At 47.2% G+C, this 9,622-nt stretch carries 7 protein-coding genes and 1 CRISPR repeat array; of the genes, 3 read left to right on the top strand and 4 right to left on the bottom strand.

All coding sequences use genetic code 11. From position 1 onward, the window contains the following. A CRISPR array of direct repeats spans positions 1-949; the repeat unit is 27 nt; unit sequence GAAAATCCCAACAAAGGGAATTGAAAG. A 7-nt stretch (positions 950-956) separates the two neighbouring features. Next, positions 957-2,825, bottom strand: coding sequence for a phosphoenolpyruvate carboxykinase (ATP) (locus tag QXJ75_06525; protein MEM3737715.1), 1,869 nt, complete (start codon positions 2,823-2,825; stop codon positions 957-959). Between the two features lie 152 nt (positions 2,826-2,977). Between QXJ75_06525 and QXJ75_06530 the strand changes: the two genes are divergently transcribed. Next, a complete protein-coding gene (locus QXJ75_06530; GenBank protein ID MEM3737716.1) occupies positions 2,978-4,075 on the top strand; it encodes a glycosyltransferase family 2 protein in 1,098 nt (365 codons plus the stop codon). A gap of 63 nt (positions 4,076-4,138) precedes the next feature. On the opposite strand, the gene QXJ75_06535 is transcribed toward QXJ75_06530, so the two are convergent. Further along, on the bottom strand, positions 4,139-5,230 hold the full coding sequence (locus QXJ75_06535) for a glycosyl hydrolase (GenBank protein MEM3737717.1): 1,092 nt from the start codon (positions 5,228-5,230) through the stop codon (positions 4,139-4,141). A gap of 83 nt (positions 5,231-5,313) precedes the next feature. After that, on the bottom strand, positions 5,314-7,683 hold the full coding sequence (locus QXJ75_06540) for an Ig-like domain-containing protein (protein MEM3737718.1): 2,370 nt from the start codon (positions 7,681-7,683) through the stop codon (positions 5,314-5,316). Positions 7,684-8,023: 340 nt separating this feature from the next. Here QXJ75_06540 and QXJ75_06545 point away from each other — a divergent pair, with 340 nt between their 5' ends. Then, entirely contained in the window at positions 8,024-8,149 is a 126-nt protein-coding gene (locus QXJ75_06545; protein ID MEM3737719.1) for a hypothetical protein, read from the top strand. A 174-nt stretch (positions 8,150-8,323) separates the two neighbouring features. On the opposite strand, the gene QXJ75_06550 is transcribed toward QXJ75_06545, so the two are convergent. Then, positions 8,324-8,740, bottom strand: coding sequence for a formylmethanofuran dehydrogenase subunit E family protein (locus QXJ75_06550; protein ID MEM3737720.1), 417 nt, complete (start codon positions 8,738-8,740; stop codon positions 8,324-8,326). 96 nt (positions 8,741-8,836) lie between these two features. Between QXJ75_06550 and nikR the strand changes: the two genes are divergently transcribed. Beyond that, positions 8,837-9,244, top strand: a complete 408-nt coding sequence (gene nikR / locus QXJ75_06555) for a nickel-responsive transcriptional regulator NikR (GenBank protein ID MEM3737721.1) — start codon at positions 8,837-8,839, stop codon at positions 9,242-9,244. Positions 9,245-9,622 lie beyond the last annotated feature (378 nt).

A 9,622-nucleotide genomic window follows, 5' to 3' on the forward strand; every position in this document is an offset into this window, starting at 1 on the left:
GAAAATCCCAACAAAGGGAATTGAAAGCTTCCGCCACGAAATATTTTTCAATCTCGCTCATTTGTGCCGATGCAGAACGAAAATCCCAACAAAGGGAATTGAAAGATCTGGTCGACAGGGCACTGCTTGAAACCCCGATACAAGGATGCAGAACGAAAATCCCAACAAAGGGAATTGAAAGCTAAAAGCTTGCTTATGCGAAACTCAACGTTTTTAAGGTGATGCAGAACGAAAATCCCAACAAAGGGAATTGAAAGAAGGAACGCTTCCCGTCTACCGCTCCACTTACTCTCGCGATGCAGAACGAAAATCCCAACAAAGGGAATTGAAAGTCCAGCGCCCAAAATCACGCACAACAGGCATCACAGTTCGATGCAGAACGAAAATCCCAACAAAGGGAATTGAAAGGTTTAATTGTTAAAAGTTTTCTGGCTGGCGGATTTGTGAACAGATGCAGAACGAAAATCCCAACAAAGGGAATTGAAAGTCTATCGTTTTCACGTAGTCCACTACGCCCCACCTCCCTGATGCAGAACGAAAATCCCAACAAAGGGAATTGAAAGTACTACTTCACCTCTCCTTTTTAATATATTCACGCCCAAAGATGCAGAACGAAAATCCCAACAAAGGGAATTGAAAGCGAAGCGAATTCTCACGGCGTCGGGGTCAATTTTGGCCTTAGATGCAGAACGAAAATCCCAACAAAGGGAATTGAAAGTGAAGCCGCTAAGGTCGAGGCCTGCCCCTAAAACTTTTGTGGATGCAGAACGAAAATCCCAACAAAGGGAATTGAAAGCCAAACCTGTATTTCTTCGTTTTCACTCATTTTCAGTCACGATGCAGAACGAAAATCCCAACAAAGGGAATTGAAAGCTAAAAGCTTGCTTATGCGAAACTCAACGTTTTTAAGGTGATGCAGAACGAAAATCCCAACAAAGGGAATTGAAAGAGTGCGGCTAGAAATCCATACTATTATATATGGAGTCAGGGAGCCCTGGGCACTGTTGATCCAGATAAAACTTGCTGACGGCTAGCTGTGATTCCAGCAGTAGCTTCATCTCATCCATCGAACGGTAGGTGAACGGGTTCAACTCCTTCAACCTCCGCTCAGTGAGACCCGGGACCTTCACAGGAACGAGAACCCTCTCACCCCAAACCGGATGAGGCTCATATTCCACAGCCTTCCTAGCAGCCTGCAAAAGAAACAGCTCAGTCTCCTCGATCGACGGCCCAGTGCCACCTACAGGCTTAATCCTAGTCCCCTCAACTCTAAACTTCGTCTTAGGAACCTTCACCCTCCGACCTCCAAGCTGTACTTCCGCCCACTCATACTCCGCACCCACACACCCTGTGGTATTTAGCAGGTAGATGTTGACTGGATCAGCCGAAGCCTCCCGAGCCTTCACGAACTCGTAGAAACGAATCACATGCGCAGCGTTACCCACACCCATGGTGAACGGGAGACAGTACCGGCTCTCATATTTCGACTCCCCAACACCTACCCGACTTTGAGCAGGATGCCCAGTGGTGCGTCCCTCAGCCAACACCTTCGCCGCGAATGCGGCGTCATTTATCTTCACCCAAGCATAGTCGGAGGTGTATCCTGGGCTTATGAAGACAGCCATATTTAGGGGGCCGCTGGAATCTACGTCACCGTCGAAATAGCCAGTATCCTCAAGCCTGAACACAGTCCTCGCATTTTGGTTGAGTTTACCCCAGTACTGGAAGAGTCTCCCTTCGAAACTTGGGTTGCCGTCTGAACTAAACTCGGTATTCTCGTGTAGAGCCCATGGAACTGTAGCCGCGTTGTATATTGCTACTTGGTCTTCAGTGATGTCCTCGGTCTTCGTCCAGCTGCCTCTCTCCGAACTCACAACACGGTCTGGGAAGATGCCAACGATGTCGTCATTCTTGATACACTGATCTCTAACGAGTTCTAGGACATCAACCCCAAACTTCTCCTTATATAAAGGAGCATTGTGCTCATTGAAGACATACATCCCATGAGTTGATTTCCCACTACCAGTAAGACCCCAAGTACACATCACTATCCTCTTTTCCGTGCCATCGAGCTGTTTGACAGTAAACTCTTTGAGAGAGGCATGCTCCCCAATCCCACCCCTCTTATACACGTGAAATATCCAGTGTGACAGAAAACCCTTCTTCACCTCTCCCTGATAGGAGCTACAGGTCACGATCGTATAATTGTGATTAGGAAATCGAATCACTCTGAGCATCTCAGCCTTACCTGGAACATTGGGATTTTCGAGGTAATGCGGGATACAGAAAAGCATCACATCAGGCTTCGCTCTTGGATCACCTGGGAAGTTGATCTGGCTCCAGCGATAAGCAATATCAGGGAACTGCGGATCGCAATAAAGCCGACATCTCATCTCCGCCCTAGATCCAGGCTTCCCAAGGTTTGCGTCAACTTGGATCATCGGCTGGCAGAGTATGTGCTCTAAAACTCTTAACATCAACTGCTTATGTTCAACCCTCAAATCTTCCTCTCTCTCAACAACAACACTGCCAGCTGCACTCCTACTCCAGATATTCGACGTCCAGTTCCAACTGCCATTCCTATATTGGGTGCCATAGAGCTTTGCTCTCTCAAACAAGTCTGGAGGATTATTCAGAATCGCAGTTATGCCAGCTGACTCCTTTACCTTAATGATTCTCTCAAAGATCTTCAGGAAGCTTGCGATGGTTATATCTTCCAATCTTATCGGATGTTCACCCATTAACGGCATAGCCCACCAGCCGACCCGTTTTTCTATACATTTTACCACAGCAACAATATAAACGATTCTTAAACAGCCAACCAAACTTACCTGAATCACCCACAAAAACACTCAACCTAAAGTTCCATCGTCAATACAAGTTCGCATGAAAAATTCGCCAAGATTTATAAGTAACTACAGAGAACTCTATCTCTCCAGAGATATCGGTCAGATAAGAAAAATCTAAGGGAGCAGAGTTGGCTCCTGTAAGCCTCAGCGTCATCATACCTGTCTACAAAGAGTCCGCCCTGCTCGAGACGGTTCTAGCGAAACTGCTGGAAGATAAATACCAGCCCAAAGAGATAATCGTTACAATCGATGAGCCCACCGAAAAAAGCCGGGATTTGGCTAGAAAGATGAGGGGGCAGGTGAAGTTCCACCTCAACCCGCAGAGGCTGGGTAAAGCGGTTGCATTGAACCAAGCCGTCAAAGATTCTAGTGGAGAGATCCTCTTCTTCCTAGACGGCGACGTAGACATCAAAGACCAAGACCATAATTTTCTGAGCGTTTTGGTCGAAGAGATGAGAGATACAGACCTGTTGGATATAAGAAAAGGAGTGATAAGGCAATCTTTCCTCTCACGGCTCATCAGTTATGATTTCCTAGTAATTAACATGACCAACTGGATATACTCGCGCTCGGGGAGGGCTCTAGGAATAAACGGCTCAGCGTTCGCAGTAAAAAGGCAAGTGTTCGATAAGTTAGGCGGCTTCAAGGCTGTTCTATCGGAGGATATGGATTTCACGATGCGCTGCTTCCTAGCGGATTGCAGATTCAAGTTCACGAACAAGATTGAAGTGTTGAATGAGGTCCCTAATACATGGAAAGCGTGGTATGCCCAAAGGATGAGGTGGGCTATAGGCTCACTTCTCTGGTTTAAGGATTATTACAAAGAGATAGGGAAGAGTTTAGTAAAGTATCCCATATTCTTACTGCCCCTAATAATTGTATGTACACCCTCCATAATATTCACAGTTTCATACCTCCTAACCTACAACCTACTCTACGGTGCGTTAACAATCCTTTTACTGCCTTTCTCACCTATACTGGCTGGAGTGACATTACTCGTGAAATGGGCTATCGCCTTTGTAATCTACATAACAGGCTTCGGGGTCTCATCTTCATTATTCAAGGTTATATCCGCCAAGCTCAGGTACCTCTACTACTTTGCCGAGTACGTCGTCTACTTTTTTGTCTATTCGCCTCTCTTACTCGCCGTGACATTGATAGGCTTCATCCACCTAATTTTGCGGTATGAAAATATAGTTGAGACTCAGGTTCGGTGGGAAATCTAAAAGCAAAGCTGGAACAGGGACACTAACCTTTAAACCGAAGTCCCCCGGAACAGCCTAGGGGCATCATCGGGAAGTAATTTCCATTATAACCCTGGCTGTTTCTGTGTCCTTAGGTTCAAGCTTTTTCGTGTATAGACCGAACCCATACTCTTGGTAAGTTACCTTCTGCATATTGAGATTTGAGAGTGTTAGAGGGTCGTGAAGAGAGTACCAGATGGCGACTGGAACATCACCGGTCGTAGCGATCGCGTCAAAAGCCTCTTTAAGATACTGGATCTGAACCTGCGGTGTATGAGGATAAAATAACCTGTTTCGGAAGGCATAGAAGCCGAACTCAGTCACCCATAGCTCCTTATCCCCAACCGTGTCTTCCATTAGCTTCTTAACAGCTTTTATCCTCTCCCTCCATGTGTTCGCGCCTCCTGGTTCATATGTTCCAGGATAGCCATGTAGCCCTATAAAGTCTACATGTCGGAGATAGCCTCCCCGCGCCATCCGCTCAATAAATTTAAGTGCCCACGGACCAGTTAAGCCACAGAGCCAAGCTACATTCATCCCGACTTTTATTTGTGGGTTGACACTTTTGGCTCTCTGCGCCGATAAGTCCAAGAGACGACCGAAGTTGCCGATGGAGCTTCTCCAGAACCACCTACAGTTCGGCTCATTCCAAAACTCGTAGGCATCTATCTTTCCATCATATCTCTTGACTAGTTCTTTTATGTATTCTAGAAATTCTTCTCTGTTCTTTGGTGGTTTTGGGCTGCCGATCGTCCAGGTTCCCAGTATTGGAAGGATATTAATTTCTCTTCTACGCGCCTCCTCAACTATCTCGTCCACCATCTCAAACTTCGCCTTATCTCTTTGCCACAAAGAGAATGGGAAGTCTGTCCTGAGCCACTTTACTCCGAGCTCGCCGAGGAGTGGGATTACTCTTTCTCTGTAATGTAAGAGGTCAGGCAGATAAGAGCAGACGCCAAACTCCGGCTTGCCTCTAATTTTTTCAACTCTCTTCTCAACCACGTTTGTGCTAACGCCATCAGCCTTACGGTCTTTGATACTGCTCAATTCTTGGACTAATGTCCCCACATATGAGAGCCCATAATAGAAGTTGCACAAGGCCTGGTTCCAAGCTTCCTGTACTCTCTTCAGAGCCATGTCACACTTCGCCTACAAGATTTACCTCGAGGCTACCTCCGGTCATTCCCCACTCAAATATGCCTCATGCCGAGGTAAATATGCTATTTTGGTAGACTGAGTCTAAGTTTTATCGGAAGTCTTAACCTCCCTGATCTGAGGAGAAGTATGGTCACCGCCGCCGCAGCTCCCGCAGCGGTGAGGAGGTATACTAGGTTAGAAGTAAGCAAGGGGGCTTCAGAGACTGTTATACCTAGAGTTTCACTGCAGCTTTGATATCCTTGCTTGCTGACAGTCACTGTGACGGTTGCTTCACCCTGTTGGTTTGAAGAGTATATTGCGTTTGTTTGCCCATTCATGCCAGTTGTTAGGGATGTTGCGGAAAGTGACCCGAGATCTACGCTCAGCTCCACTTTAGCGTTGGGCAGAGGGTTTCCGCCACTCATAGCCGTGATCTCTAAGATGGACTCCCCGCCTACATGAATGATCTCAGGGGTTGCTTTAACCGTGACGGAGATTTGGGGGCCAGTTGGCAATGCTGGTATAGTGGATACTTTAAGTGTAGTGGCTGAGAGTCCGCTGGAGAGAGCATTTATTGTCGTCTCCCCAGTGCTGAAACCGGAGTGGAATTTAGTAACAACTAGGCTCTTTCCAGCCGGGATGTTAACTGTTGGATCCACATCACCTACCGCATAGTTAGAGGATGTAAGGTGTACAGTAATGTCCGACCATGGGATCGCTGGTAAACCGGCAGAATCTCGTGGTTGAATGTAGATGGAGTCATAACTTGTTCCATCCGCGTAGACCTCACTTGGGAGGGCGAACAGAGCGAAGGCTTGAGGTTCAGGTTTATAGGTGGTCACCGTGGCAGCCTCGACCGTATAGCCTTCAGCTAGAGATGATATCGTGGTGCTACCGGCTAATCTCGTCGAGTAGAAGTTAGCAACCGCGCTACTGCTGCCAGCATGGATTGTTATGCTCGGGTCAACACTGCCTACCTCGAGATTTGAAGAATAGAGCGATACGGTGAGGCTATTTGGAGCTTTGACTGGTGCTCCCGTGGAGTCCTGTAATTGAACTACTAGAGATTTGTATGTTGCGTTGTCGGCGTATATATTTGGTGGAGTTGTGATGAGGCCTATCTTTGTTGGCGAGGAGCCGACCGTAGTTAATGTAGCTGCGGTTGCGCTATACCCTGAGGCGGTGGCAGTTATGGTGGTAGTCCCCGGTTTATGTGTAGTTTTGAACGTGGCTATGGTGTAACTGCTTCCCCCCTCTACATAAACCAAATCCGAGCTTACTGAACCCACTTCGCTGTTCGAAGACGAGACTGCCACTAAAGTTAGGTAGGAAGCCTTTGCGGGTTTGCCGCCGCTCGTCAGTAGCTGTATTGCGATCACTTTATAGGACCCCCTATCGGATGGTATTTTGCAACCTGCTATAGTAACCGACGCGCTACTTGCGCTTCCAGTCTCCGCCGATATGGTGATTGTGGTGGAACCTAAAGTGTACCCCTCAGCGGCGGCGGTAATAATAACTTGACCTGCAGCTGACCTTGGAATCAAGTAGCTGACAGCTTGGCTTTCACCTTTACGAATTGTTGCAGGGCCCTCAGGGTTGGCAATATTGGGGCTGTTAGATGTAAGGGTTACAAGTATGTCAGACGGAGCCTTAGCTAGGTTTCCAGTGTCGCCTTGTAGCTGAACGATCAGCAGCCCAGGCTTGTCTTGAATGTGAAGGCTTGATGGAAGGGCGTATACGGCCAGTTTTGTAGGCGCAGTACCCACAGTCGTTATGGTGACAGAGGCTACCGGGTAACCCTCAACTGACGCTGTGACCTTCGTACTTCCTGGGGTATAGGTGGCGCGGAATGTGGTCGCAGTCTGAAACTCTCCCGCACGTATGATGACGTAACTATCGATAGACCCAACTTTGGGTTCCGAGAGAGTGAGGGAGACTTCGATATCTGAGGGCGACTTCGCAGGGAGCCCCCTCGCATCCTCCAGTCGAACTGTTATATAGCTTGTTTGGGTCGGTTCAGCCAGGATCGAGGTTGGGCCTGCATAGATGCCTAACTTTGTGGGCGCCCCTGTAGGGGTTATGGTGGTAACCATTATTGATGCCGCAGGAATCCAGGGAGAGGCTGCGGTGATCGTAACCGTGCCAGGGGTCTTCGTTGTTCGAATTCCTGTTACAATATAGCTATGACCCTTCGGCATTGTAAGTTGAAGATCTACGCTTGCAACCTTCTCATCTGAGGATGTGAGGATTATCGGAATGTCAGAGGGCGCTACAGTCGGCCCATTTTCATCTTCTAATCGAATCAAAAGACTCTCGTAGAGTCCACCATCAGCAGCCAATTTATCAGGGGCTACATAAAGGCTCAACCTGGTACCCGCCTGCCCACCTACCTGCACGGGCAGCTGGCTTGCAAGAATTATGATTAGGAGCAAGAGGGGTAAGATACTCTTCACACCAGTCAGCTCTCCCACCGTAGCAATTTCCCGCCATATCCCCCCACGGAGATAAGCTGGTCACGGGGCGTGATCCTACTCAAAATCGGCCATCTACTAAATAGTCCACTTTTAACGCATGGGAACATCATTTTTAATTATGAGGGTTGTTCAGCCTAATAAATTAATCAAAGACAGATGGCACATTATTTGACGGTGTTTATATTTAGGCCATGCAGAGATTTAGTGACTAGCCACGCACCCGGATTGATCTACGCCCTACTAAGAGGTCAACTCATTATTACTTCAATGATTGTCATATTAATTGTACTAATTCCATAACCCTCCTGGGGGGAGCTGGGTGAAGCGTGAGGTTGAAGTAGCTGAAGATGAATTGATTGTGAGGAAAGAGAGGAAGGAGAAGGCTGGAAAACGTCGAAGAGGGCCCTACAGGAAGTCTGCAGTCCTTCCCTACCGAAAAAGCTAGCTATGGTTTTCCAAGAATAACCCCGGCCGCAAGGGGGGCTCCGTCATCTACGCATCTCGTTCATCGGAGTGGCTGAGACTGTGCCAACCCGGTAATTGACGAAAGTATATATTCCTCAGCCCTCGAACGAAACGATCTCTCTCCTACTCAAAACAAATCCATTATTCTCCGCTATCATCCCACCTCTATATCGAAGAGTTGGCCATCTGGCTCTTCGGCTAGGGTGAGAGCCAACTTTTCCATCTCTCTCGAGGTTGACTTCAGCTTAGCAATTACCTCATCCTTTACCCTTACTCTAACTCGGCGTCCGCCGCGATATAGGGTTACAGCCGACTGGGTATCATCCTCGATTAGCTTGATATTCATCTTACCCAGAGTACAACCAGTGGAGAATTGAACGCCATCTATAAAGCATGACTGGGGAGTTGATAGGTGAGTCTTAACCTCAGCTCTTGTCTCCCTCGGGGCATACCCTAACACGTTTGTCGCAGCCAAGCCAGCTCTTAAGCCTAGGACTAGGTATGGGCCGAGGTGTCCATGAAACTCGGCAGCTCTTTGAATTAAAGTTTTAACATCGACCATGTAGTCCATCTCAAGGCTGGTTGCCGTTTCATAATTTTGTGGGCGTCAATATTTAAGGAAAATGTATTAAAATATTATGTGAATTTAATACTTGCAGTGGTCTAGATGGTTAAAGGGGTTACTAGGATAAGCATATCGCTGCCCGACGACCTTAGGAGGGAGTTCGATGAGACGGTGGAGGCTGCTGGCTATGGGGACAGATCTAAAGCCTTGCAGATAGCCATGAGGGATTTTATAAGCGACCATAAATGGCGAGGTGGAGCGGCCACTAGTACCGGCGCAATAGTCCTAATATACGACCATGAGGTCCCAGGCATAGAGGAGGCTCTAACCAGTGTGCAGCACAACTATAAACACATAGTTAACTCTACCATGCACCTCCATCTTGAAGGGGAAAGCTGTCTTGAGATCATAGCAGTTAAGGGAAGGAGCCTAGAGATAGAAAGCCTCGCGAATGAGTTGGTGACCAAGAAGGGGATAAAACAGTTTAAGGTAGCAGTTGTGGCAATATAGCGGCTGAATAGCTAACCGTCTTTTATCAGTTACCCATTAAACGTAACCGACCCTACCTCCTATATTTGTTGAGGCATAACTGTTATTCTTACTCTTGGCGCAGATTAGCACTATGGGTTATAGATCCATCTTGTGATTTTAACGATATCTGTAAAAATGATTACAGGTAGTCGTTATTTTGTCGCCTCAACTGTCTTTGATTAGGATTTTATCTGAATTTGGGCAAAATAACTGAAATTAACCAAAGAACAAAAATGATTATCCCAATAATTCCTAGTAAATTTAACAATATCGGTAGTGTATGTAATGTGGGCATATGTACGCCGGCCACATTTTCTACAGTATAGGGGCTTGGAGAAGAGCGTCAGTATGTATTCC

The organism is Candidatus Bathyarchaeia archaeon (genome assembly GCA_038883335.1).
Taxonomy (GTDB): Archaea; Thermoproteota; Bathyarchaeia; order Hecatellales; family Hecatellaceae; genus JAVZMI01.

What these genes read in the sequence shown, in the direction of transcription:
- nikR (MEM3737721.1), top strand. Translation starts at nt 8,837, where the DNA reads ATGGTTAAAGGGGTTACTAGGATAAGCATATCGCTGCCCGACGACCTT.
- QXJ75_06535 (MEM3737717.1), bottom strand. Translation starts at nt 5,230, where the DNA reads ATGGCTCTGAAGAGAGTACAGGAAGCTTGGAACCAGGCCTTGTGCAAC.
- QXJ75_06550 (MEM3737720.1), bottom strand. Translation starts at nt 8,740, where the DNA reads ATGGACTACATGGTCGATGTTAAAACTTTAATTCAAAGAGCTGCCGAG.